Source organism: Fischerella thermalis PCC 7521, from assembly GCF_000317225.1.
Lineage (GTDB): Bacteria > Cyanobacteriota > Cyanobacteriia > Cyanobacteriales > Nostocaceae > Fischerella > Fischerella thermalis.
Genome location: NZ_AJLL01000016.1, coordinates 1 through 25,452, shown reverse-complemented (window position 1 = coordinate 25,452; position 25,452 = coordinate 1). Strand labels below are relative to the sequence as shown.

Annotated in this window: 13 protein-coding genes; 8 read left to right on the top strand and 5 right to left on the bottom strand. The window is 41.9% G+C overall.

Translation table 11 applies throughout. The features are described 5' to 3' along the window. Positions 1-75: 75 nt before the first annotated feature. From UYK_RS0104440 to UYK_RS24010, 4 genes are all read right to left on the bottom strand, one after another. Complete coding sequence (locus UYK_RS0104440) at positions 76-1,434, bottom strand: aldehyde dehydrogenase (protein WP_026086359.1); 1,359 nt, start codon at positions 1,432-1,434, stop codon at positions 76-78. Between the two features lie 157 nt (positions 1,435-1,591). Beyond that, complete coding sequence (locus UYK_RS0104435) at positions 1,592-3,421, bottom strand: NAD(P)/FAD-dependent oxidoreductase (protein ID WP_016870976.1); 1,830 nt, start codon at positions 3,419-3,421, stop codon at positions 1,592-1,594. Between the two features lie 133 nt (positions 3,422-3,554). Next, positions 3,555-5,369, bottom strand: a complete 1,815-nt coding sequence (locus UYK_RS0104430; RefSeq protein WP_016870975.1) for an NAD(P)/FAD-dependent oxidoreductase — start codon at positions 5,367-5,369, stop codon at positions 3,555-3,557. Positions 5,370-5,539: 170 nt separating this feature from the next. Continuing rightward, the gene (locus UYK_RS24010; RefSeq protein ID WP_016870974.1) at positions 5,540-12,478 is read right to left on the bottom strand and encodes a type I polyketide synthase; all 6,939 of its coding nucleotides are present in this window, start codon (positions 12,476-12,478) and stop codon (positions 5,540-5,542) included. A gap of 1,723 nt (positions 12,479-14,201) precedes the next feature. Here UYK_RS24010 and UYK_RS0104420 point away from each other — a divergent pair. The 6 genes from UYK_RS0104420 (at position 14,202) to UYK_RS0104395 (ending at position 22,964) form a co-directional block, all read left to right on the top strand. Beyond that, a complete protein-coding gene (locus UYK_RS0104420; RefSeq protein ID WP_016870973.1) occupies positions 14,202-14,819 on the top strand; it encodes a TetR/AcrR family transcriptional regulator in 618 nt (205 codons plus the stop codon). Between the two features lie 193 nt (positions 14,820-15,012). After that, a complete protein-coding gene (locus tag UYK_RS0104415; RefSeq protein WP_235182300.1) occupies positions 15,013-16,377 on the top strand; it encodes an efflux RND transporter periplasmic adaptor subunit in 1,365 nt (454 codons plus the stop codon). 101 nt (positions 16,378-16,478) lie between these two features. Further along, on the top strand, positions 16,479-17,861 hold the full coding sequence (locus UYK_RS0104410) for a DHA2 family efflux MFS transporter permease subunit (RefSeq protein ID WP_016870971.1): 1,383 nt from the start codon (positions 16,479-16,481) through the stop codon (positions 17,859-17,861). A gap of 232 nt (positions 17,862-18,093) precedes the next feature. Then, positions 18,094-21,240 (top strand): efflux RND transporter permease subunit, encoded by a 3,147-nt coding sequence (locus UYK_RS0104405; protein ID WP_016870970.1) that lies wholly within the window; start codon positions 18,094-18,096, stop codon positions 21,238-21,240. Between the two features lie 144 nt (positions 21,241-21,384). Next, complete coding sequence (locus UYK_RS0104400; protein ID WP_016870969.1) at positions 21,385-21,783, top strand: hypothetical protein; 399 nt, start codon at positions 21,385-21,387, stop codon at positions 21,781-21,783. A gap of 194 nt (positions 21,784-21,977) precedes the next feature. Then, complete coding sequence (locus tag UYK_RS0104395; protein ID WP_016870968.1) at positions 21,978-22,964, top strand: GntR family transcriptional regulator; 987 nt, start codon at positions 21,978-21,980, stop codon at positions 22,962-22,964. Positions 22,965-23,133: 169 nt separating this feature from the next. Here UYK_RS0104395 and UYK_RS0104390 read toward each other — a convergent pair whose 3' ends face one another. Continuing rightward, positions 23,134-23,652 carry a pentapeptide repeat-containing protein gene (locus UYK_RS0104390; protein ID WP_009459812.1) on the bottom strand — a complete coding sequence of 173 codons (519 nt, stop codon included), beginning with the start codon at positions 23,650-23,652 and terminating at the stop codon, positions 23,134-23,136. Between the two features lie 225 nt (positions 23,653-23,877). On the opposite strand from UYK_RS0104390, the gene UYK_RS0104385 reads away from it, so the two are divergent. Then, on the top strand, positions 23,878-24,627 hold the full coding sequence (locus UYK_RS0104385; protein ID WP_009459811.1) for a TIGR04283 family arsenosugar biosynthesis glycosyltransferase: 750 nt from the start codon (positions 23,878-23,880) through the stop codon (positions 24,625-24,627). Positions 24,628-24,735: 108 nt separating this feature from the next. Next, positions 24,736-25,443, top strand: a complete 708-nt coding sequence (locus UYK_RS0104380) for a TVP38/TMEM64 family protein (RefSeq protein ID WP_009459810.1) — start codon at positions 24,736-24,738, stop codon at positions 25,441-25,443. The last annotated feature ends 9 nt before the right edge of the window (positions 25,444-25,452 follow it).

Sequence of the window (25,452 nt, the reverse complement as noted above, 5' to 3'; positions counted from 1 at the left end):
TCTTTGTGTCTTTGTGTCTTTGTGGTGAAAAAAATTATTTTTGAAACACAAAGGCACTAAGACACTAAGAAAAACTCATCTTCGATTGGGAGCAGGATAATATCTCCAATTTTGATCGAACAGAAAAGACTTGTTCAATACACTTCTTTGATAAGAAAAATTTTCAAAGCCAGCTTTGCCATGATAACGACCCATTCCACTTTCACCAACTCCTCCAAAAGGTAAAGAAGGAATAGTTAAATGCATGACTGTATCATTAATACAAACTCCGCCGGATGTAGTTGTCTGCAAAACCTGAGTTTGATGTTGTTTATTCTTGGAAAAGAAGTAAAGAGCTAAGGGTTTTGGTTTTTCATTGATGATTGCGATCGCTTTATCTAAATCTGTGTACTCAATCACAGGAAGAATCGGACCAAAAATTTCTTCTTGCATGATATTGTCTTCCCAAGAAACTTGATCGATAACTGTAGGAGCAATGTAGAGGTTTTTGAGATTAGTTTCTCCTCCCACTACAATTTTCCCATCTTTTAGCAAATTAGCAAGACGGAAAAAATGTTTTTGGTTAATTATTCGGGAATAATTTGGACTTTTTGATGGTACATTGCCATAGAATTCCTTGATATATTTTTCAATGCGATTTAATAATTTTTCTTTGATGTTTTGATGTACTAAAAGATAATCGGGAGCAGTGCAAGTTTGACCAGCATTGATGAATTTACCCCAGACAATTCTTTTAGCAGTATATTCAAGGTGAGTATTTTCATCAACAATGCAAGGGCTTTTACCACCTAACTCTAGGGTAACTGGGGTTAAATGTTTGGCAGCAGCGGACATGACAATTTTACCAACTTCAGTTCCACCAGTAAAAAAGATGTGATCAAATTTTTCTGACAATAATTCTTGACTGATTTCTACACCACCTTCAATAACATGAATATAAGAAGGTTCAAATATTTTACCGATAATTTCAGCAATCACAGCAGAGGATTGAGCAGATATTTCCGAAGGTTTTAAAACAGCACAATTACCTGCTGCAATCGCTCCAATTAAAGGAGTCATTACTAAGTTAAAAGGATAATTCCAAGGAGCAAGGATTAAAGTCACGCCGAATGGTTCAGCATAAATGTGAGAAGAAGCAGGAAACTGATGATAAGGAGTAGCAACTTTTTGTGGTTTTACCCACTTTTTAATGTGCTTAAGTGCGTAATCAATTTCTTTAATAATTCCTATTGTTTCAAAGTAAGCATCAAAACCCGATTTATTTAAATCGGTTTTTAAAGCCTTAAAAATGGCAGGTTGATTTTCTGTCAATGCTTGCTTTAATTTGTGCAATTGTGCAGTCCGAAAATCAATATCTTTGGTTTTACCAGTCCGAAAGAATTGTTTTTGTTGTTCCAGAATGTTACTAATTCTAACTGGAGGTTGTGCAAGCATAAAATTTCTCACTTCCAAATAATTATGTTTGATACTAATCACATCAAAGTCAAAACTTCTCGTCATCTCTTTCCTCTGCGTTCTCTGTGTCCTCTGTGGTTTAAAAATAATTGTATTTAACCGCAGAGACGCAGAGGACACAGAGAGGAAATAACTGTTAAACCTCCGCTTTCACCAATTCACGAGATTGAGTAGTAACATTACCATTTGATGCTTCTGTTACTTCTTCTAGCCAAGGCTCTAATTTGGCTGGAGCGCGGTAATTTTTGAATTCTTGCCTGATATTAGCGATGATACTGTTACCTGGGATATTTTTGGTTTTAATCCGAAAGATCAAGTGATCCCAAGCAGCTTCAAGAAATGCTTTGAACAAAGCAAAGACGTGTTTCAAATTGTGTGGTGATAACACTCCTTTCAAACCATAAGCTTTCCACAAAAATTTGAGATACCAGAGGGCAACAAAGAAGTGAGACCATTGAATAGAAACATAGATGTTTGCACGCTGAGGTTCATACTTTGTCAGGTGCAAGAAGTTATCGAAATCATTGCTCATGGTGAAACCAAAGGGCAATTGATCGGCGATGTGGGTGTGTAAGAATCCGATATTGGCTTTGCGTTCTACCAATTCATCAAGATGTTCATACACCGCATTCATGATTTGCACGACATATAAACGACCTGGTTTTGCCACAACGTTTTTAAGGAAATCTAAATCCAAATGCCATTTACCTACAAACATCGGAATTAGCATTTTGAACCACCAGATGTTTTCTAGGTACATCCGCCAAGTCATGATACTAGCGTCACCAATTTGCTTTTCATGACGGCTAACCAAAACATTGGTGCGATCAATCATGTTCAAAGCAAATTTGTTGTACAAGGCGCATTTCTCTTTAGCGTTAGCTTCACCTGCTAACTTCGCACGAATAATTTCTGTGACGCTTTCAATTTGAAAGGACATCATCGTCAACCCCTGAGAATAGAAGGGGTCGAAGATAGCTGCTGCATCACCAATGATGTACCAGTTATCTTGGGAGTACATCTGCTTACTCTTATGCGCTATCCTGGGCCAGTGGTGGAAGTCAACTTCTTCTCCACTCTTGAGTAAGCGGTAAACAACGTTGTGATTCGCTTCTAAGAAAGCATAGAACTTTTCTTTGGTATTAACGCTGTGGGGGGAAATAATGTCGTGATGGTAGAGTAGTCCAATGGACAATTCCATGTTCTGGGTGTCAGTTGGTAACATCCATACCCAATGTCCGTGACCCATCCAGTGATTTGCTGCGTAGTAATGGCTACATGTACAAACGTAGGGGTCATAGCCACTGTGGAAAATGGTACGATCCACATTTCTGACTCGCATCCATACTGAACCGTTGTTAATACCGTAGAGGTTTTCTGGGCTAGTAATCAGATTGTCTGTTTTGCGACCAATGAGGAACTTACGACCAGCAGAATCAATCACGTGTTTAGTTTTTAATTCCAGATAGCGATCGCCCTGTTTGACATGGACAGTGTTCAGTTCATCGCCAGGGGTGAGATCCACATCCACAACTCGACCGTTGTAAAACTCAGCTCCCATATCCTGATTCATTCTCAGCAAGTCTCGCTCAAATTTTGGGCGATTGATCAGCACGGAAGCAAGGGGAGGTTGTTTTACAGTCCAGATATGATAGTAGTCTTCTGTATTCTCCGTTTTTCCAGCTTCTTTAGCCCAATGAAAGTTTAAGCCAAACTTGGGTGGGTGATTTTCAATCATGTAATCATAAAGTCCCAACTCCTTACAAATCATCAGGGTGGAGATTTCAACGGTTGATTCACCAACCTTCATGTCTCTATCAGTACGTTCTTCCGGGCGGGGATCAACTAAAGCAATTTTGATGTTGGGAATATTGAGTAGCAAGTGACGAGCCTGACAGACTCCTCCAATGCCAGCACCCATAATTACAACATCATAGACTTGAGATTGAGTGTTGTTAGTTGTCATATTCTTAACTCTGATAAAAGGTTTATTTGGGTAATTCTTCTTTGTGTCTTAGTGTCTTGGTGGTGAAAAATCATTTTGGCAACACAAAGCACTAAAACACCAAGAAAAACACTGCGGAATCGAAAGCTAAAACTTAGCTACCTACTTTGACTAGCTCCGGTAACTTGGTATCATTTGCATCTACAGTTGCCAAATTCTGCCAAGGCTGGAGTTCAGTCCGGGGTTGATAATTCTTGAACTCTTCTCTTTGCTTAGCAACTGCGCTGTTGGTGGGAATATTTCTGGTTTGGTAGTCAAAAATCAACTCATCTACATAAGATTGAGCAGATATTTTCAGCAAAGTTAAAACTCGTTTGACATTTTTCGGTGCTAGCAAACCTGACAAACCAAATCCTTTCCAAAGCAACTTCAGATACCATAAAGCAACGAAGAAATAAGTGTTTCTCATCTCGGCATAGATGTTGCAGTGTTTAGGCTCGTATTTACTCAGACCTATGTACTTACTAACATCCTTAGTGATTGAATACCCAAAAGGTAATTCATCCGTACGATGAGTATACATAAATCCCAGATTCTGCTTCTTCTCCAACAGCTTGTCAAAAAGCTTATATGCTTCTTCCAAGGTTTCAGCCACAACCGCACCACGTCCCTGTTTGCCAAACTTGTGGAGGAAGGGCAAATCTAAGTGCCATTTGCCGATATACATTGGGATCAGCACCCCGAACCACCACATATTTTCGAGGAAGATCCGCCAACTCATGATACTGGCGTTACCAAGTTGTTTTTCATGGTGGCTAACGAGGTGATTATTGCGAGCAATCATGTTGACAGCAAAGTTGTTGTAAACAACCCGCTTCCTCTCTACATCAGCCTCACCTGCAAATTTTGCGCGGATGATTTCTGTGACATTCTCGATTTGAAAGGACATCATTGTCATTCCCATCGAGTAAAAAGGATCAAACATGGCTGCTGCATCACCAATGACATACCAGTTATCTCTGGAGTACATCTGCTTACTCTTATGTGCTAGCCTTGGCAGATAATGGAAATCTACTTCCTCCCCACTCTTGAGCAATTGGTAGACAACATTGTGATTAGCCTCTAGAAAAGCAGAGAACTTTTCCTTGGTATTAACGCTTTGAGCAGGTATGACCTCATGATGGTGGACTAAGCCGATGGACAGTTCCATACTTTCGGTATCCGTCGGGATCATCCACACCCAATGTCCATGACCCATCCAGTGATTGGTTGCATAGTAATGGCTGCATGTAGCATTTTCAGGATCATAACCACTATGGAAAATAGTGCGATCGACATTTCTGACTCGCATCCATGCTGAACCATTATTCACACCGTAAAGATTCTCTGGTCCAAAGACCAAATTATCTGTCTTCCGACCGATGATGAATTTGCGACCAGCTGCATCAATAACATGTTTGGTCTTTAATTCCAGTTGCTGATCACCTACTTTAACCTGTACACTATTCAACTCATCGCCAGAGGTGAGGTCAACATCAACAACTCGACCGTTGTAAAACTCAACCCCCATCTCCTTATTCATTTTCAGGACATCGCGCTCAAATTTGGGGCGATTAATCAGAACAGAAGCCAGGGGAGGTTGACGGGTAGCCCAAAGATGAAAATAGTCATCCGTGTTTTCTGTTTTAGCAGGATCTTTAGGCCAATGAAAGTTTAAGCCAAACTTGGGTGGGTGATTTTCAATCATGTAATCATAAAGTCCTAACTCCTTACAAATCATCAGGGTGGAGATTTCGACAGTTGATTCACCTACTTTCATATCCTTATCCGCCCGTTCTTCTGGGCGGGGATCGACTAAGGCAATCTTGATGTTAGGAATATTGAGTAGCAGATGGCGAGCTTGGCAAATTCCTGCCATGCCAGCACCCATAATCACAACATCGTAAACTTGGGATTGAGTATTGTTCATCAACATTGGCTTTTGTGTAGTTAAAATTTAGCGAAACTTTTACACCAAACTCTGCGTTCCCACCGAAGCTTTGAGCGGAGGTTTCCTCCGATCAAACTTCTCTCTGCGCCTAACTCCGCGCCCCTTTACGTTTCACATCACAACTTCTTTACGCAAAGTTGTACCTAAACTTATGCCCTCAGAAAAGTTAATTCATTACCTCCCCTCTCTGTATAAATGCCATTTGTTGATTGTGGTTTAGCATCCTGTACAATCAATGCAACCATCCTTTGTGAGCCTCGTGTCAACTGCACAGGGAAAGTGAGAACTTTGAGTTGACTACCAGCAGACATATCACGGAACAGTACGCTGTCTCCTTCAATCTGGGCAATTCTCAAGCTGATGTCCTTGGCTCCAATTGCTTTACGCAGGGCTTCTACAGCCGTCCAAATTCGCATTCCAGCCAAATCCCCTGAGTCATCAGAACGCAGCAGCAGTTGTTGCATTAACGGCTGTCGTGCTTCACTGAGTAATGCATTCCAGTCTTGCTGGCTACGATGACTTACAGGCTCAATATCGCAACCTTGAGACCCTTGTCCGGCGACACACAGACAGACGCGCTGATCGTGAGAAAGAGATACTTCTACTCCCTCCATTCCGACTCCATCCACCATTGGTTTTCCAGATGCACTCCAGTGAATTTGTGTTTGCGAGACATCGGAGTTTAGTAGTTTACCGAGAGCCTGATAGAATAAAGGCAACTCTTGGGTGTGACGTTCATCTGGCGAGAGAGTACTGATTTCAGGCAGATAAGCCAGGGAAATCTCAGGGGCGCTAACTCCAAAAGAATCGGCGCGATCGCTAATTTTTTGGTGCAATAGTACTTCATCTCTGCGTTGCGGATCAGCCAATTCTTCCACCGTCGGATTATCTTTACGGTGTTCTAGTAACCGTGCTTCGTATCCACTCAGTTTTTCGACAACACGCCCATCTTCAGTTATGACAACTACACTATTGCGGAATTGCTTCCCTGATTGACCCTGGGGTACGGTGATACAGATACAGGAATCACTCAACTCACTTTCTGGCTGGTAGATTTCGATCCGTTCAATCATGACAGGTAGGCAATTATCTTGCGGGATCAACAGTTGTCCAGCTTGGAGTAACGAGTCTCTGTAATAAGGATCTCCGAGTAAGAATGGCCCTTCTGAGCGATCTACATTGTCTGCTTGAGCAGAGGAGAAACTAAAGTTTCTCTGAGTACGGAAGACACATTTTTCAGCATCCAGCGTGTAAATTTGCTGCAAGCGTTGGAAACGCGGCCCCTGGAACAGCAACCAACTATAGAGATCCTCTTGGGGTCGAATATCTAAGGCTGTAGATGGGAGTTCGACTGACTCTGTAGCAGGAGTTTTCTGGCTGCCAAGAACAAAAGTAGCAGAAAAATGGCTAATATTAAATCCTGTTTTTTCAGTCTTAATAGTTACACACACCTCCTGGGGAGCATTTTTAGACTCTCGCTCAAGTACCTCTGCATGAATTTCGATATCTAACCCTTTTTCTGGATCAACAACAATTGGGCGCTCTAGGCGGATATCTGCAATTTCTAGAGTTGCTAGAGTGTTCTTATCCGTAACATAGGCAACTGCTTGAGCCATAGCCTCTAAGCCAAAAACCGTGGGAAATAGGTATGAACCTTTATAGAGATGATCCAGAAGATAAGAATCTCGCTCTAAGCTCAAATGCGCCCGTGCAACCATTTCCACACCCGGTTCACACAGCAGCACCCGTTCTAAGAATTTTGACTCTTTGGGTGGTAAACACCTTTCAGGGAACCAAGTATCAAAGCCACTGGTCTCAAAGGCAGAAAGAGCTTGCATAGGAGCAGCAACCACTACTCGCATATCAGCAGCTTCGTTCTCGATTAGATGCAAGAACCGATCTACACCTGCATCTTTGGGGATCGCCTTAATTCCCATTTTATTCAGGCTGCGAACACTACCCATCCGCGCTCCCATACCGACTTCTTCCCAGACACTAAATGCCATGGAAACAACCGCAGTTTCTGGGTGTTGAGCTTTAAAGCGGCGCAAAATCAAATCTAAAGCTTCATTAGAGAAACCGTACCAAGCATTACGCTGCATTCCGGTAATACCGATGACGGATGAGAAACCAGCAAAGAGCTTCAAAGGCTTTTCAGCAAACTCCTGACATAAATTAAGTATGCCTTTAAGCTTGGGCTTAATTTCATCAAACGCAGCTTCTGTTGACACTTGCTCAATCAGTCTTGGCCAATTGAGGGCTGCTCCGTGAATGATTCCGGTAATCTCGCCAAGATCCTGGCGAATGTGTCGCAGGACAGCCCTTAAAGATTCGGGATCAGCAACATCGCAACTGTAGCAAAGACAAGTTAATCCTTCAGCACTAAAGCGTTCGAGAGTCCGCATCACCTCTGCATTGCCAGAACCAACAGTATGTTTGTCTGGCAGCGGCGAACGACCAACTAGAGCCATGCGTACCCCTGTTTTCTTCGCCAAAGCTAAGGCACATTCCGCAGTAATACCCTTGGCTCCACCAGTAACAAGAATCACATCTTTAGAAGACCAGGTAATATTTCGTTCTTCATACTCGGCTGGTTCTTGAACTTGTGGACGAGGAACGTAACGCTTCAAGGTTGCATCATAACCCGCAGCTAAGTAGAAATGAGAGGTAGCAAGCTCTTTTGTTACACATTTGGCGATCTTGGTGGGACTAAGCTTGGTAGAAAAATCAATGACTCGTACTTTGAGATCAGGGCGTTCTAAATGCAGACTGGATGCAAAACCGATCGCACAGCATTGCTCGATATCTGCAAGCGGTGGCTGTGTGCCGAAATGTCCACCACCAAATTGAATATACGCTACTGTTGTATGGGTGCGGGATGCTTGGGAAGCTAGCGGGGGAGTGGCTATGCTGCGTAACCGCTCAATCATGTTGAGTAAAAGAGTGTCTGCTGACGACCCACTACTCGGTTTTTGTGGAAGTACAGCGATAAAGTGAGTAAAGTCAGTGTTACCAATGACTGCTTCAGCCTGTGCTGTCGCAAAGGATAAGATCTGCGCTTGAGCGCCTTGGTTCCGTAGTTTTTTACATAACGCTTCGGCAATGGCGGTTTCAGTACTTTCACAGAGGATAACAGCGTTGGCAGTTTGCCAGTTCTCCTCAGGATGCTTCCCAAAAGCAACTGGTGTAGATACCTCTGCAATGGTTCTAACTATGTAATCACGTACCCGTGGTTTGCGATCGCGCTCTGGTGTTTGTGTTAATTCAGTTTGCCTGCGAGCCTGTAGCTGAGAGCCACTTGTAGAATTTTTAACTCCATTGCTCCCATTGCTGCTTTGTGGCATAACTAGGCGAATCGCCTCAGCAATCTCTTGAATTGTGGCATTAGCCATAGACGCAGGATCAACCTTACCTGCAACACCAAATTGTTGGGTGGCAGCAGCAATTAATTCCCCTGCTTTAATAGAATCAAGGTTGAGGTCATCGAGCAGTCTAATGTTGGGTGTAACGCTTTGTTGTGGAAAACCTGTTTGTTTAACAATAAAGTCCACAAGAAAGTCCACAAGAAAGTTTTCTACACTACTAGTTTGATTGCCATTAGTAGCAAGACTATGAGTTGGAACTATCTCAGCTATTTCTGGCTGAGAACTGTTTTCTGGAATAACTAGCCGAATCGCCTCAGCAATCTCTTGGATTGTGGCATTAGCCATAGATGCAGGATCAATTTTACCCGCAACACCGAATTGTTGGGTGGCAGCAGCAATTAATTCCCCTGCTTTAATAGAATCAAGGTTGAGGTCATCGAGCAGTCTAATGTTTGGTGTGACGCTTTGTGGTGGAAAACCTGTTTGTTTAACAATAAAGTCCACAAGAAAGTTTTCTACACTACTAGTTTGATTGCCATTGATATGTGGTTGAGCAGTTTCAGGGATTTCAATTTGCGTCTCTTGGGGAACTTTTGCCAAACTAGGAGTTCGTGAAGAACCATTATTTTGACTAGAGAAACCATTCTTCGAGGAGCCATTTTTGCTAGAACCATTGCCGTTGCTTTGGCTAGGAATATGGGACAAAGTTTGCAAGTCTGCTCGGATCACCTCTGTTAAAAACCTGCCTCGTTGGGAAATATAATTAGACAGGATTTCCCAAGGAACTTGGTTTTCTGGACTAGGTAGTGTCTCTAGAGAAGCAGGAGAGATTTTGGATATTTGGTCGGCAGATATCTGGAATGGTCGCTCTACAGGATTTTCAATGAATACTCGTGCTGATACTGGTACAAAGGGACGCACAAGACGATTTTCGTAGAGGACTTCCCATTTTATTTCATTGCCACGCACAAATATCGCAGCTAACATGACATGCAAATCTCGGTGTAGTCCGGGTTTAGATTCAACCGGGAAACAAGATGCTTTCTTGGTATCATTAATATCGCTGACTAAACCGGAAAGGACTTTCCCTGGCCCTACCTCCACAAGTAAATCACAGGTTTGATTCAGTGTTTTCACTAGTGAGACAAAATCTACCTGCGCCAGAATTTGATTGGCAAAGTGTTCACGTAACGATCGCCCCTGGTTTTGCTGCTGACCATCTACACTCGAAAATAAAGATACATTGATTTGTTCTAATTGCTCTGGGATCAGTTCTTGCTTTCTGAGATGTTCGGCTGCGGTTGCAACTAATTGCGAGTGGAAAGCATTGGAAACCGGCAACTGATGAGTGCGAATTCCTGCTGCTTGAGCTAGGGCGATCGCCTGTTCCACACTAGTCGATTCGCCAGAGATCACCATCTGTTTTGGACTATTGATGTTAGCCAAAACAACATAACCACTGACTTGCTTGAGAATATTCTCTGCTGTTTCTTGAGAGCAAGCTAGACTTGCCATCGCACCTTGATTTTCGCCTTCCACATTCGCAGACATAGCCTGTCCGCGAATTGCGGCTAGATGTAAAAGTGATTTCTCGTCAAAGGCTCCGGCGGCGTGAAAAGCAGTGAGTTCGCCCAGGCTATGACCACCTACAGCAACAGGCTTGATCCCCAGACGCTTAAGATAGTGCAACCAAAGCAATGAAGCCAGAGAGATTGCAGGTTGAGCAACTGCTGTTTGGGCTAGTGCTTTTGACCATTCTGCAACTTGCTCTTGGTTGACAGCACGGTCTAGGGGTAGATAAATGGACTCTCGCACACCACCAAAGCCAGCTTCACGCAGCCAGATATCGGCTTGCTCTACCAGTTCTCTAGCCCAGGGATAACGCTCTACCAGCCAACGACCCATATTCAATTTCTGGGAACCCTGGCCAGGAAAGAGAAAACCGATTTGGTTTTGTTGGACACTATTTCCTACCCACACTTCTTTTTGCGGGCTAGTAACTAACTCTCCTTTTTTAGGGGGTGTTTCATGCAACAATTTTTCTAACAGAGTCAGATGGTTAACTAACTCTTCAGGCTTACCTGCGATCAAAGCTGCCCGAATTGGCAGTTGGGGCTGGAGATTGCGGCTCAGGTGTGCAGCCAGATCAACTACTTCTGCAAAACTCAAACCTTCTGCGGTATTGATCAAAGTCCGCGTTTGTTCGAGTAAAGCCGGAATTGATTCAGCACTCAAGACAAAAATCTCTGTATCCTGATTGGAAACTAGCAGAGATTGTTCTTCAATAGAGGTTTGCAGTTTCTCGGCTGGAGCATCGCCAGATTCCAGGGTGACATGGCAATTAATACCGCCAAATCCCATCGCAGAGACGCCAGCACGCAGAATATCTGTTTGAGGACGAACTTCTCCTTGCAAAATCGGGTAAAGAGAACGGGCGGAAGTCTCAAATATTGCGTTGGGTTCTTGGCAGTCAGCTACTGGTGGGATGACTCGGCGGTTGACAGCCATGACTGATTTAATGAAGGCTCCAATACCTGCTGCGGCTTTCGTGTGACCAACTAAGGATTTAAAGGAGGTGATTCCACAGGAACGGGGATCGGGTTCGCCATCAGTACTCATGGCTAAGGCTATACCTTCTAGTTCTGTGCGATCGCCTACGACTGTCCCAGTTCCATGTCCTTCGACAAAATCCAATGTATGGGGACTGTAACCAGCTCGATCATAAGCACGGCGCAAAGCCGCAGCTTGTCCTTCACGGTTAGGAGCTGTAATCCCGCCTTTACCATCAGATGAGATGCCCCAACCTTTTAAGACTGCATATATATAGTTACCATCGGCGCGAGCATCTTCTAAGCGCTTGAGAACTACAAAACCGCATCCTTCACCAGGAATGAAGCCACTGGCTCTGCGGTCATAAACTTTCATGTCTGTACCAGTCAGAGCGCCTGTTTTGGCGAACCCAATCAATTCAAAGGTGTCGAGACTGATATCTACGCCGCCTGCAAAAGCCAGGTCTAAGTCACGATTCATTAAAGCGGTAGCAGCGTTAGCCACAGCAATGAGGGAAGAAGAACAGGCTCCATCGACTGTGTAACCGCCACCGTGAAAGTTAAAAAAGTTGCAAACTCTGCCTGCGATCGTGTTGGAGAGATTACCTGCGAGTGTGTCTTCTGTAATTGGTGAGAAAACAGACTTGTAGTAAGCCTCCATAGTCTCCACCAGGGAGTCGATCGCTGATGGTGGAAGTTCCTGTGCTTGGGCTGTAGCAACCAAGGCACGCCGGACATAGGGCCAGCGCATTCTCATGCTGGTGGAGCGTGAAAATTCTCCTGTCAGTGTGTTGCCAAGCAATACGCCAGTGCGTTCGGTGGGAATATTTTTACGGTTATATCCAGCATCTTCCGCAGCTTGGATGGCAACTTCCAAGGCTAGCCATTGAGCAATGTCCGCAGAATCTACTACACTTTTAGGAATGCGCCATTTAACCCAGTCAAACTCAAAACCATCAATCACAGCCATACGGCTGCCATATGTCTTGTCTGGCGCATCGGGATCTGGATCGTAATAGTCAGAAATGGGTAATCTTTGATTTGGCGATCGCCGAAATTGTTGTCGCCTTGCTACTATGTTTTCCCACAGTTGTTGTAAATTATTGGCACCAGGATACCAACAACCCATGCCAACGACTGCAATTTCATTAGGGTGAGATGCTGTGCTGTGCATATCGGTAAGTGCTTTAACTTCACTTGGAAAATATTACTTAGCCTGCCAAAAGGAAAATTACCTTAACCCAACAAGGAGATATAATTAACTTCGGTACAAAATGAAAAAAATTGTAAAACACTGTGATGCAGGTAATTTAAATCCTTGATTGACTATTTTTTCAATACCAAACTATGATGCTGCCTCGATTTCAAAACATTCCCAAAAATAATTAGTTGTGGGTAGTTTGAGGAGCTAAATTAAGTGCAAAATAGATCTGAGCTTGTCCAACTCTGATGATATCTGCATCATTGTTAGAAGGTTCAGTAAATCAAGGAAGTAATTATCGCAAAGATTATTTACAACACGTCCATTTTGACAAGTATTGTGTTACTCTCTCCTCAAAAAGGCAGCAGGAAATTAATCAAAAATTGGACAGTTGAAGAAATCCTGAAATCAGGACAATATGAAGAAATAGAGATTGTGCGAATAATAGTAATGCCTAGTTTCCATAAAGCTGCATTTAGATGATTTTGTCAGGAATATGGACTGCAAATTTGAAAATTCAATTTTGCTTGCGACTAATCATGTAAGTGCAAATTTACAGAGAATTGGCATCACAGCAATCTCACAATTTCTGGAAATTGAGCAGAAAAATAGCTATTCCTGCTGATACTTTAAACTTGATGCTGCTGGTCTGATATCCGGAGGTGAAATTTTGGTGTTCTTTATCCCAATACCAACATAGAGGTATTGAAATACTAATAAAACAGTATGCTAAAGTAAGATTTGTAACTTCTCTATCAGATTATAAAAACTGGCTACGCCTTATAAAGCAATAATTTGAAGAAATCGTGTCAGTTAATATCCGTAATTATTCATGTACGAGTTATCCTGTTCTTAAAAAAGAGTTTACTTAAATTTCCCATATTTGCAAGTTTTCATGAAATTGCTTTGTTTATCTCAACCTTACGTGCCTCAATCTTACCATTTCCCTATGAAATATAGACTATCAAGCTATTTTGATGAGAGAAAATTACTGGTATTCCATCACTTTAGGCAAGTATATAAATAATCAATTTTTATATCTCAGCTTGTTCAGAATAGTAGCTTACAATCAATTCAGGAAGGAAATTAACATTGATAAATCAATAGATAAACATTGGCAACAAATTAAGACAGCACATATTTTATAAATAAGTTAATATAATTAAAAGGCTCCTTATCAAAGGGATAACCATTTTTGAAGTAAAACGGATAATCATAAATGTAGTTTTTCAAAATCCGTTGATTATTTAATTATTATTTTAGAATTTGATATTTCATAAAAGAAGAAAGATAGTTACAAAGAAAGGCAGAGGGCAGTCCTAATGGAAAAATTTCACGAACTTTGCCATGAAAAAACCTCACAAGAGGTGCCCCTCTCCTTGGTCTACGGTGTACACACAAGTCTTAAATCGCTTATGAATCCTGGTTTTACCCCACCCTAACCCTCCCCTTGCAAAGGGGAGGGAACTGAATTTTCGTTTTCTCCCCAAATATTGGGGCAATAAGGGGGAGGTGACTTTCAGGTGTAAACCACTAAAATAAAACGCTTCGAGATGCGTAGCACCAAGTCCCACGATAAAGCGCGTGGGTTCCTCCTGCCTTCTGAATTTTTGCTTTACCTCTTGTCATCCAACATCCCTTCTGATATATTCGCAATATCACTAAAGACCAAAAGGTCTGTGAATAATGATGCCAAATGTCCAAAGCAAAAATTACTAGAGAAAAAATTCTGAGAAAGGCAGCAGAACTGTTTAACCAGAAGGGTTATAGTGGTGTTTCGATGTCGGATATTATGCAGGCTACAGGATTGCAAAAAGGAGGAATATATAACCATTTTCAAAGTAAAGAAGAGTTAGCATTACATGCTTTAGATTTTGCCTTTAACCTTGTTAATCAACGTTTTCTTGATGCAATCAAAGGAAAGACTCATGCGATTGAGCGCCTACAAGCCATCACTTCTGTCTACCTCAGTTTTGTGCTTGGGGAACCACTTATTCCTGGTGGATGTCCGATCTTGAATACTGCGATTGAAAGCGACGATACAAATTTGGTTTTACGTGCAAAGACGCAGGAAGCAATGAACAGTTGGCGACAACTTATTTGCCAAATTATCGAAAAGGGAATTGCTGAAGGTGAAATTTCTCAGGCTGTGGAGGCAGATGTAGTTGCAACCATTCTCATTGCTAACCTTGAAGGAGCTTTGATGATGAGCCAACTCTACAGAAAGCGTATTCACATGGAAAGAGTTATTGAGCATTTAAATCAGTATTTGACAAGCCTTGTTTCTCTAAAAGAAGAACTTGAGTACAGATAAATTTTTTTGCTCTTTTAAAGACCGACTGGTCTGGCTCTTTTGCAATTAGCAAATTTTCAGCGAGGTCAAAAAATTGATGGGTGCAAGTTTTCAGCAACATAATCAACATAATTATTTGTAAATGAGGTTTACATATGCCCCATTCCAAATGCAAGCAAGTAAATGTTGCGATCGCTTTTGAAGGATAAAAGGCATGAAAACAAAATCATCTGATGAGCTTGCGTTTAAACAGGTAATACCTCACTTCAAGTCAACAACCAGAAGGCTAACGCTAATAGGCAGCATCCTCCTGCTATTTGGCCTGACTATTGGTATCACACGCTTTTCAATGGACAAGCGAAATGTAGAAAGTAGTGCAGATGTTAGTCTTCTCACTGTCAAAACTACCAACGTCAAGCCAGTAACTTCTTATCAAGTCTCACGCACCTACACAGGAGAAGTACAAGCAGTTCGAGCCAGTGAACTAGGCTTTGAGCGGGGTGGAAAACTAATTTGGTTTGGTGTTGATCGGGGGAATCGGGTCACTACTGGAACTGCTTTAGCCAAGCTGGATACAACTAACTTAGAAGCCAAACGTCAAGAGTTAATTGCTCAAAAAGACCGAGCTGTAGCTGTGTTGGAAGAATTACAAACCGGGCCTCGCAACGAAGATATAGCAACTGCTCGCGCTCAAGTCAAAGAAATAGAAGAACAATTAAAACTGGAACATTTAAAACGTACCCGACGCAAGTATCTGTACGAAACAGGAGCAATCTCCAAAGAGCAATATGATGAAGTAGCCTTTAACTCAAATGCCTTGTTTGAGCGCCTATCGGCAGCTAAAAGTAAATTAGATGAGTTATTGGCAGGAACACGTAAAGAACAGATAGCAGCCCAAAAAGCAGCAGTCAAACAACTAGAAGCCGGCATTGCTGACATCGAAATCACCATAGCCAAAAGTACTATTAAAGCTCCTTTTGCTGGGATTATTGCAGCTCGACGGCTGGATGAAGGAACTGTTGTCAATGCAGGTCAAGCAGTGCTGCGCCTAATGGAAGATGTGAGACCAGAATTAGAAATCGGTATTCCTGTATCATTACTTTCCCAACTCCAAGTAGGTACTAAGCAAAGCGTGCAAATTGGGGAAACAACATACGCAGCGAAAGTATCATCTATTCTGCCAGAAATTGATCTAGCTACCCGTACTCGTACCGTCATCCTGACATTAGAACAGTCGGCAAAGCAATCAGTAGCACCTGGGCAAATCGGGCGATTAAAAATTGCTCAAACCGTCTCAACTACTGGGTACTGGTTGCCAATCTCAGCACTTGTACAAGGAAAACGTGGCTTGTGGTCTTGTTATGCCTTAACTGAGACGGAAAATTCCCCAAAGAATTTATCCTTAGCGAATGCAAATGCAACAAAACCCTATCGCGTCGAACGTCGGGACGTGGAAGTTGTGCATACCGAAGGCGATCGCGTTCTAGTCCGGGGAGCAATTGAGTCTGGTGACAATGTGATTGTTGACGGAATACAACGAATTGTGCCTGGTCAGCTAGTACATATTGCAGGCTCTTAAGACAAGGACGGAGAGGACAAGGGGGACAAGGGGGAATAATTTAACAAGTCTCTTTCCCAATGCCCAATTCCCAATCCAAAATCTAAAATATAAAATCCAAAATGCTTGCTCAAAATGATAAAGCAAATACTCTTTCTAGAGCCTGGAAAATCCTAGCTCTAACTAACTTAGCCGTTTTTGCGGCTTCCCTTGATGCAACAGTGCTATTTGTTGCTTTCCCCAGTATTCAGAGTACATTTTCTGGGGTTTCCGCAGCACAGCTTTCATGGGTTCTGAACGCATACACAGTCTTGTATGCTGCACTTTTAGTACCAGCCGGGCGTTTGGCAGACCGAATTGGTCGGCGAAAAGTATTTCTTTCGGGTGTAGCAACGTTTACTGTTGCTTCTTTGTTGTGTGGTATAGCATCTAACCCTGAGCTATTGATTGCGGCTCGTGCTTTTCAAGCTGTTGGCGGTGCAATGCTCACTCCTGCTTCACTAGCGTTAATTCTGAGTGCATTTCCTAAGAACAAGAGAGCAACAGCAGTCACCTTATGGGGTGCTGTTGGTGGTTTAGCAGCAGCAATAGGCCCTTCCTTGGGAGGGGTAATCGTGCAAACTTGGGGTTGGCGCTGGGCATTCTTCTTAAATCTGCCCATCGGTGCTATGGCTATGATCCTGGGAAATCGATTGCTGTTTGAGTCACATGATCCTGACACCAAGGATGTACCAGACATTATCGGTGTGCTACTGTCAATCGCTGGAGTTGCTCTTGCAGCTTTGGGAATAGTTCAAAGTGACGAGTGGGGTTGGGACAATAGCCGGACAATCATTACTTTAGTTGTTGGAATCATACTGCTGATTTTGTTTTTGCGTCGTTCGGCTCACGTCAAATCTCCAGCGCTCGATTTGAAACTCTTTAATGACTCAAACTACCGATTTTCCAACTTAGCAACCCTAGTTTTCGGCATGGCTTTTAACGCCATGTTCTTCGGACTTGTACTGTTTCTGACTCAAGTTTGGGGATACTCGACCTTTGCTGCTGGACTGGCGATTACTCCTGGGCCACTGATGGTTGCTTTGGTGACGCCATTTGCTGGTCGGATTGCTGATGCTCGAGGTCATCGGATTCTGATTGTACCCGGTGGCATCATCTTTGCATTAGGAGCCTTGTTATTGTACACCCAAGCACAGGTAACGCCATCTTTCTTGACGATTTGGCTACCATCAGCAATTTTAATTGGAATTGGAGTTGGGTTACTCCTGTCAATACTCAGTAGTGCGGCGGTACATAGCATTCCACCAAATCGCTTTGCAGTTGGGAGTGCAATTAACCAGGCAATTCGTCAAATCGGATCTGTTTTAGGAATCGCCCTGGTGATTGCACTTTTAGGTAGACCATCGTCAAGTGAATTACTTGATGCTTTCGACAGAATCTTTGCACTTCTAATTACAGGTGGTTTGCTCACTTCATTAATTGGTTTGAAGATCAAAACTCGGTGAAATTGAGGAATAATTGAAAATTTATTTCAGAGAAAGCGATCGCTGACTGGTGCGCCAAACAATCCAACCCGACTCAGGTGTTGTACACATATTAATTCAGTAAACAGTACTAACCGCAGTTATCAGGCATATGACGCGGGATTTAAACCCACCAACAATGCAAACTGTTACCCAAGCAAATTGATAACTGATAACTGATCACTGATAACTGTTAAAAAAGGGCGTCAGAATTATGTCAACTCTGTTTTACCGCAATGTCCAATTACTACTTCTGACAATTTGCTTGATCGTTGTGTGGGGACTCTCTGCATTTCTGACTATGCCCCGCCTTGAAGATCCTGTCTTAACTCAGCGCAACGCTTTAATTAAAACTGCTTTTCCTGGAGCAACTGTCGAGCGTGTGGAAACGCTTGTTACCGATAAAATCGAGGAAGAATTATCTGATATTGAAGAGATCAAACATCTTGAATCTACCTCACGCCCAAGTTTCTCAATTATCTCTATTGAATTAAAAGATACAGTCAAGGGCAAAGATGCTGACGAAGTTTGGTCGCGTGTACGCAATCGCATTACAGATGCGATTCCCCAGCTACCATCAGAAGCCTCACGACCCAGGTTTGAAAAATTAGAAATTAAAGCCAATGCTTTGATCGTTGCTCTAACCTGGAATCTCAAGCAACCGACAGACTATACAATTCTACGTCGTTTGAGTGAGGAACTTAAAGACCAACTACGCTATGTTCCAGGCACAACAAAAGTTGAAATGTTTGGTGATCCCGACGAAGAAATCATCGTTGAGATTAGCCCCTCGGATTTAGCTTCCCTTGGTTTGACAGCGCCAGAATTATCAAGGCAGATTCTCTCAAGCGATGCCAAGGTAGCAGCTGGTCAGCTACGTAGTTCAAACAACGATCTGTTATTTGAAGTTGAAGACGAACTTGATTCGCTAGAGCGAATTAATCGCATTCCGATTCGCTTTGGTAACTCAGGTCAATTTACTCGCTTGGGTGATATTGCCCAAGTCAAAAAAGCAACAATTGAGCCGCTTGCCAGTTTTGCTTTAGTCAGTGGTCAGCCAGCGATCGCCCTAGAGGTGTTGGTAGAACCGGAGAAACGTCTTGATGATTGGAAACATGGAGCCGATCAAACCATAGAAAAATTCCGCGCCCAGTTACCAAGTGGGATTGGTTTAAACCTCCTCCTGGATCAAAGCCGTTATGTCGCAAACCGAATTCGTATTGTCCTCCAGGAATTGCTGATTGGTTCAGTCCTGGCGATGATTGTCCTCTATTTTATGATGGGTTGGAGAGCGGCGCTGGTTGTTGCCGTCACCTTGCCTTTGTCATCTTTAATAGTGTTTGGCGCAATGCAAGTATTAAAGGTGCCATTGCATCAAATGTCGATTACAGGACTAATTATTGCCTTGGGTCTTCTGGTTGATAACTCCATTGCTGTGATTGATGAAGTGCAAGTCCGCCTGCATGAAGGCATGGCTCCAGAACAGGCGATCGCTGGTAGCATTAAGCACTTGACGGTTCCGCTTGTAAGTTCAACTTTCAGCACTGTTTTGGCTTTCTTGCCCATTGCTTTAGCACCTGGGGGTGTGGGGGAGTTCACAGGTACTATTGGCTTGAGTTCAATTCTGGGGATCGTTGCTTCTTTAGTTACATCGTTAACGATTTTACCTGCGGTGGCTGGGAAGTTGCATGATTGGACGCATAGGAGTAGAGGTCATGCTTCTAGCCGGAATGTTTGGTGGGAGACAGGCTTTTCTCACCCCCAACTCACGCGGGTTTACCGTTGGACTTTGGATAAAGCTCTTGCCAGACCAGTTATAGCAGTCAGTATGTGTTTAGTTTTACCAATAGCTGGTTTTGCTGTAGCTCCTCATTTAGATATAGAATTTTTCCCACCTTCAGGTCGGGATCAGTTTTACATTGAGTTGGAGCTACCAATTCAAACATCGTTGGAAAAAACTGAATCTACTGTTTTGCAAGCACGACAATTAATCCAAAAGCACCCAGAAGTAAGTGATGTTCATTGGTTTATCGGTAAAAGCGCTCCGAAAATTTACTATAACATCATCAACAACCGCGAGAATTCGTCTAATTATGCCCAAGCCCTGGTGCAACTGCAACCCAAGGTGTCACCATTGCCAGTGATTCAAGCTTTACAAAAAGAGTTGGATCAGGCATTTCCTTCAGCTATCGTTTGGGCGCGACAATTAGAGCAAGGCCCACCATTTGAGGCTCCCATTGAGTTACGGCTTTACGGGCCTGACTTGCAACGCTTGCGGGAATTAGGAAACCAAATGCGTTTAGTATTAGATCAGGTTCCTGATGTACTCCACACTCGTGCCACTCTGGCTGAGGCTTTGCCGAAACTGAGCTTAAAAATTGACGAAGAAGAAGCAAGATTAGCAGGACTTGATAAGAGTGCGATCGCCCAGCAGTTAGATAATAGCTTAGAGGGTGCTGTGGGTGGCTCAGTTTTGGAGGATACGGAAAATCTGCCAGTGCGTGTGCGTTTGTCAAATTTTAAGCGTGGTAACTTAGATCAGATTTCTTCCTTGGATTTGCTATCAAGCAACACTCCAACATCAGGTCAAGAACGTGCCAGGATTCCGCTATCAGCTGTGGGTGATGTTCAACTTATGCCTGATGTGGCAACTATCTTTCGACGCAACAGACAAAGGGTGAATAAATTACAGGGATTGCTCACAGCTGGAGTACTACCAGCGAAAGTTCTGGCAGATTTTCAACACCGTTTAGCAGCCAGTGACTTTCAGTTACCTCCTGGTTACTCTTTCGATTTCGGAGGTGAAGCAGAAACAAGAAGTACAGCAGTTACTAATCTTTTGTCAACGGTGAGTGTGTTGCTGGTGCTGATGGTGGGGACGCTGGTGCTAGCTTTTAATTCTTTTGCTATAGCAGGGGTTCTGGGATTAATTGCTATACTTGCTGCGGGTTTTGGGTTAGGCTCTTTAAGTGTTTTTGGTTATCCGTTTGGATTTAACCCCATTCTTGCCACGGTTGCACTCATAGGTATAGGAATCAATGAAGCCACTGTTGTTTTGGCTGCTTTATTAGAAGATTCCCTCGCTCAAAGCGGCGATCGCCAAGGAGTGCGTGAGGTTGTGGTTCATTCCACACGTCATATGATCTCTACCACTATTACTGATATGTGTGGTTTCTTTCCCTTGCTTTTTGATAGTACGGGTTTTTGGCCACCTTTTGCGATCGTTATGATTGGTGGTTTGATTGGTGTTACTCAATTGTCCCTCTACTGCGTACCTCCTGCCTTTTTGGTGATAGCACGTAGACGTTCTAAAATCAGTTCCTTTGCCAGAAAACTGTCAGAGTTGGATGCAAAAGTCTGAGTGTGAACTTTGCTTTTACTACTCTGTTCAGTCAGTTATTGAGATCAACTGAAAATTGTAAAGTTAACAGTGGCAGGAAGTTTGACTCTAACTAAAGCACTGCCACTGTCCAAATGCTACCAAAAAGATACCTGGAGGTAAGCTGTGAGAGTTGAGCTACTTGATCCTAAAGCATCTACTCAGCAAACACCATATTACACAAGCAAGCACAACACAGCAGACTATTTAGAATTAACACAGCTAAAATTAGAGAAAATTAGCACTTTATCGCCAACACTTAATCAGCAAATTATGGCAGAATTAGACAACCCTACAAGAGAGCTTTTGAATAGTTGTAGAATTAATGCTTATTTTTGGTCTCAAAACAGTTTTCTTCGGATTTATTGTGATAATTCTCAGCTGTTTTCTTATCTAAAAAGACGAAAAAAATGGTTGTTTTATCTTTATAAAGTAATTCATAAATTAGTGATACAAGTGAATAAAATTGAAGTTATTTATCAAGAAGGGGAGAAAATAAATGTATTCTACAGAAGATTGATTTAATTAAGTAAATTAACTACATGGCTGATTAGCAAGTTTGACTATTTGCATTCTATTTCTATTATGAGTAAGTAATATTTTAAAGAAAATTATATTTTTTGTGAAAAAACTATGACGAAATAACAAATAAAAGGAATGTCAATCAAGAAAAATTAAATTACAATGAATAATCATAGTTTGTAGTTTTACTTATTTTGATGTCCTCTTCTAGACTACTACCTATCACTATTGATGCCCATGCTCCTCTTCCAATTACTGTTCAGGTATCTGAACAGATTAAATTATTGATTGCAATAGAATATTTGAGACCTGGGGATAGCTTGCCAACAGTTATTCAACTGGCAGAATACCTGAACATAAATCATAATACTATTGCATTAGTTTATTCTGAATTAATAGAAACTGGATATCTTATCGCAAAACGAGGAAGAGGAACTTTTGTGGCTGAAAGTGAATTGGTTCAAAAGTCAATTAGTCGCGACTCTCTTTATAAAGTACTAGAGCAAGCTTTTTTAATAGCTACTCAGATGGGATTAAATCCATTTGATTTTGGATTAACTGCTTATGCTGTAGCAGTAAGTTCAAATGAGCGTAAACAAGTTGCTCCTTTGAAGTTGGTATTTGTAGAATCAGTGCAATCTGAGGCTGATATATATTTTCAATCTCTTCAATCAGAAATTAGTCATCCTCTATCATTACTATATTTAGAAGATTTACAAACTGCTCAATCGAGAGCTTTAAGAGAATTTTATGCATCTAATTTAGTAATTACAACTGCTCAGTATGCATATAATGTCATTCAAATTGCTGCTCCTAAACATGAAGTGATTGGAGTAAATTATGAGCCAGACATACACCTCATAACACAGATTTCAACACTGAATCGCGGCTGTCAGGTGTTACTTGTGGGTCAAAAAATGGCTGAGAGCAAAAAAATGAAACAGATGCTAGAAAAATCAGGCATTTATCATTTGAATTTGCAATCAGTAGATATTGAAAGCATTCATCAAGATTCTCAGTTTTTCAAACATATAGATATGATTTGTACTTCTCAATCTGTATTCGATTATATGCGTGAAATCAGTCCTAATCCAGAAAAAGTTGTGAATTTCAGTTTTATCATTAACAGAGCTAGTCTTTCTGTTTTAAAAACTCGCTTAGTAGCAGTTCAGATGAAAAATTAAAGGTATCGGCTCAATAAATAAGAGTAGCCGAGAAAAATAAAAAATGGAAAAATCCCTTGATGGGGATTTGGACGAATGAATCAAATTAGCCTGAAACTATCACGATACTCTCAGTGCCTGTTGTGATCGCCATCACTACTCCGCGTGATTTACATGCTGTGGAGATAATTCAGCGACATCCTAAACTCTCGCGAGTTGACACACCCGTCACCGGATTGATTCCATCAGCGCGATCGCACATCAACTTCACTTGATAAGGATCAACAATTGCACCAGAAAAATCTGCTCCTGTAATCTCTGCTTCAAAAAAGCGACTACTAGCAAGCATTGCATCCCTAAAAATGGCATTAGTTAAATTGGCTTTATTAAAAATAACGCGATCGGCAAATGCTTCTGCAAGATTAGCATTACTTAAATCTGCTTGCAAAAATGACCCCTTCGTGAGAATAGTTCCACTGAGATTTGCTCCCTGAAAATTTGCTCCCTGCATTTCTGCACCTGCAAAAGATGTTCCATGTAAATCCTGATGAGAAAAATCTCGATATCGTAAGTCAGAAAGTGTGTAGTTAACAGTATTTTCCTGTGCTAGAACAGCAGGAGTATCCAAGATTAACAGCCAGCTAGTCAAACCAATAAAAAGTAAAATATACAAAATAGACCGTAACCAAGCTGGAAATTTACACTTCATTGATAGTTCCCTAATTACATAAAAATTTTGAGTGAGATTTGATGAGGTGTACCAGGACGTGCCATGGCATATCTGGTACATTGCTATATTGCCCTATATTGCGTAATGCCAACAGATTTCTCCGCTAAAGATTTTACGCAAGGCTATACTAGTTTATTCGGTTAGAACATCCTGCATTAGATGGAAAGGGGTTATAACTTTTTTGTCAGATAATCTCTAAAAAAAATGACAAAGTTTGGAGAAACACATCAATTGTCAGAAATTATTACTCAAAATATTGCCACTGCTATAATCTCCATTATTATTCCAACTCTGAATGAAGCGGAGAACATCAAAGCCGCCTTAACTAGTACTCAACTAAGTAATCATATCGAAATCATTGTAGTTGATGGCGGCTCCCAAGACGAAACGGTAAACATAGCTGAATCATTTGGCGTCAAAGTCATCTCGGCGGCTGCGGGACGTGCCAAGCAGATGAATGCGGGTGCTGCTGTTGCTAGCGGTGAGATTTTGCTGTTTCTCCATGCTGATACCTGCTTACCACTTGGATTTGATGTCATGGTTCGCCAAGCATTAGCACAGCCTGGAGTGGTCGCTGGTGCATTTGCCTTGCGAATTGGTGCAGAACAGCCGAGTTTGCGAGTAGTAGAATGGGGGGTAAATGTGCGATCGCGTTTTTTACAAATGCCTTACGGTGATCAAGCAATATTTTTAACAAAAAAAATATTTAATCATGTTGGTGGCTTTCCAGAGTTGCCCATCATGGAAGACTTTGAATTCATGCTACATTTAAGGAACCTGGGGAAAATAACACTCATTCCTGTACCAGTTATTACCTCAGCACGTCGCTGGCTAAAAAAAGGGATTTGGCAAACAACATTTATCAATCAAATAGTGATCATCGCTTATTTTCTGGGAATCTCCCCCCAGCGAATTCGCAGTTGGTATCGTCAGGAAAAATTAAAAAGGTTTTAAGCTATTTCTCATTTTATTTACGTATTTTATTAGTGGTAGGTTGTTGATAGTTAGTAGTAAGTGGTTATTCCCCACTCCTCATACTCCCCCATCTTCCTTGCAATCAATATGCATAGAAAACCCAAACTCAAACTAGTGCTATTATCTTGTCTGGCTGTCAGTCTAATCATTGCTGCCAAACAGTTAAACATTCAGGGATGGTTGCAGACATCAATCACCTGGATCGAGAGTCTTGGTTCATGGGGTGCGATCGCGTTTATTATCATCTATAACATAGCGACATTACTATTTATACCCGGCTCCTTGCTCACACTCAAAGGAGGTTGTCTATTTGGTGTAGTTTGGGGTTCTATGTATGTGTTAATTGCTGCAACTATCGGAGCCACTTTTGCATTCATCATTGGGCGTTATTTAACACGAGATTGGGTTTGTCGACAGTTGGAAAAGCATCCAAAATTTAAAGCGATTGATCAAGCAGTTGCCAAACAAGGATTCAAAATAGTATTTTTGACTCGCTTGTCTCCCATATTTCCATTTAACTTGTTAAATTATGCTTTCGGAATCACCCAAGTTTCACTGAAAGATTATATCTTAGGTTCCATTGGCATGATTCCAGGTACTGTCATGTATGTTTACATCGGTTCTCTTGCTACCGACTTAGCCATGATTAGCACTCATCATCAGCCAACTACAGCAGAAACGGAAATTGGGAAATGGTTAATACAAATAATAGGATTAACTGCCACAGTTCTTGTAACTATTTATGTAACTAGAATTGCCCAGAAAGCTCTTCAAAAAAGCGTAGATAGTAACTAAAATTACAAA

Bases quoted from the DNA above. Each gene is read 5' to 3' on its own strand.
- UYK_RS0104380 (WP_009459810.1), top strand. From the start codon at position 24,736: ATGCATAGAAAACCCAAACTCAAACTAGTGCTATTATCTTGTCTGGCT.
- UYK_RS0104420 (WP_016870973.1), top strand. From the start codon at position 14,202: ATGTCCAAAGCAAAAATTACTAGAGAAAAAATTCTGAGAAAGGCAGCA.
- UYK_RS0104415 (WP_235182300.1), top strand. From the start codon at position 15,013: ATGAAAACAAAATCATCTGATGAGCTTGCGTTTAAACAGGTAATACCT.
- UYK_RS0104435 (WP_016870976.1), bottom strand. From the start codon at position 3,421: ATGACAACTAACAACACTCAATCTCAAGTCTATGATGTTGTAATTATG.
- UYK_RS0104390 (WP_009459812.1), bottom strand. From the start codon at position 23,652: ATGAAGTGTAAATTTCCAGCTTGGTTACGGTCTATTTTGTATATTTTA.
- UYK_RS0104430 (WP_016870975.1), bottom strand. From the start codon at position 5,369: ATGAACAATACTCAATCCCAAGTTTACGATGTTGTGATTATGGGTGCT.
- UYK_RS0104405 (WP_016870970.1), top strand. From the start codon at position 18,094: ATGTCAACTCTGTTTTACCGCAATGTCCAATTACTACTTCTGACAATT.
- UYK_RS24010 (WP_016870974.1), bottom strand. From the start codon at position 12,478: ATGCACAGCACAGCATCTCACCCTAATGAAATTGCAGTCGTTGGCATG.
- UYK_RS0104385 (WP_009459811.1), top strand. From the start codon at position 23,878: ATGACAAAGTTTGGAGAAACACATCAATTGTCAGAAATTATTACTCAA.
- UYK_RS0104440 (WP_026086359.1), bottom strand. From the start codon at position 1,434: ATGCTTGCACAACCTCCAGTTAGAATTAGTAACATTCTGGAACAACAA.
- UYK_RS0104410 (WP_016870971.1), top strand. From the start codon at position 16,479: ATGCTTGCTCAAAATGATAAAGCAAATACTCTTTCTAGAGCCTGGAAA.
- UYK_RS0104395 (WP_016870968.1), top strand. From the start codon at position 21,978: ATGTCCTCTTCTAGACTACTACCTATCACTATTGATGCCCATGCTCCT.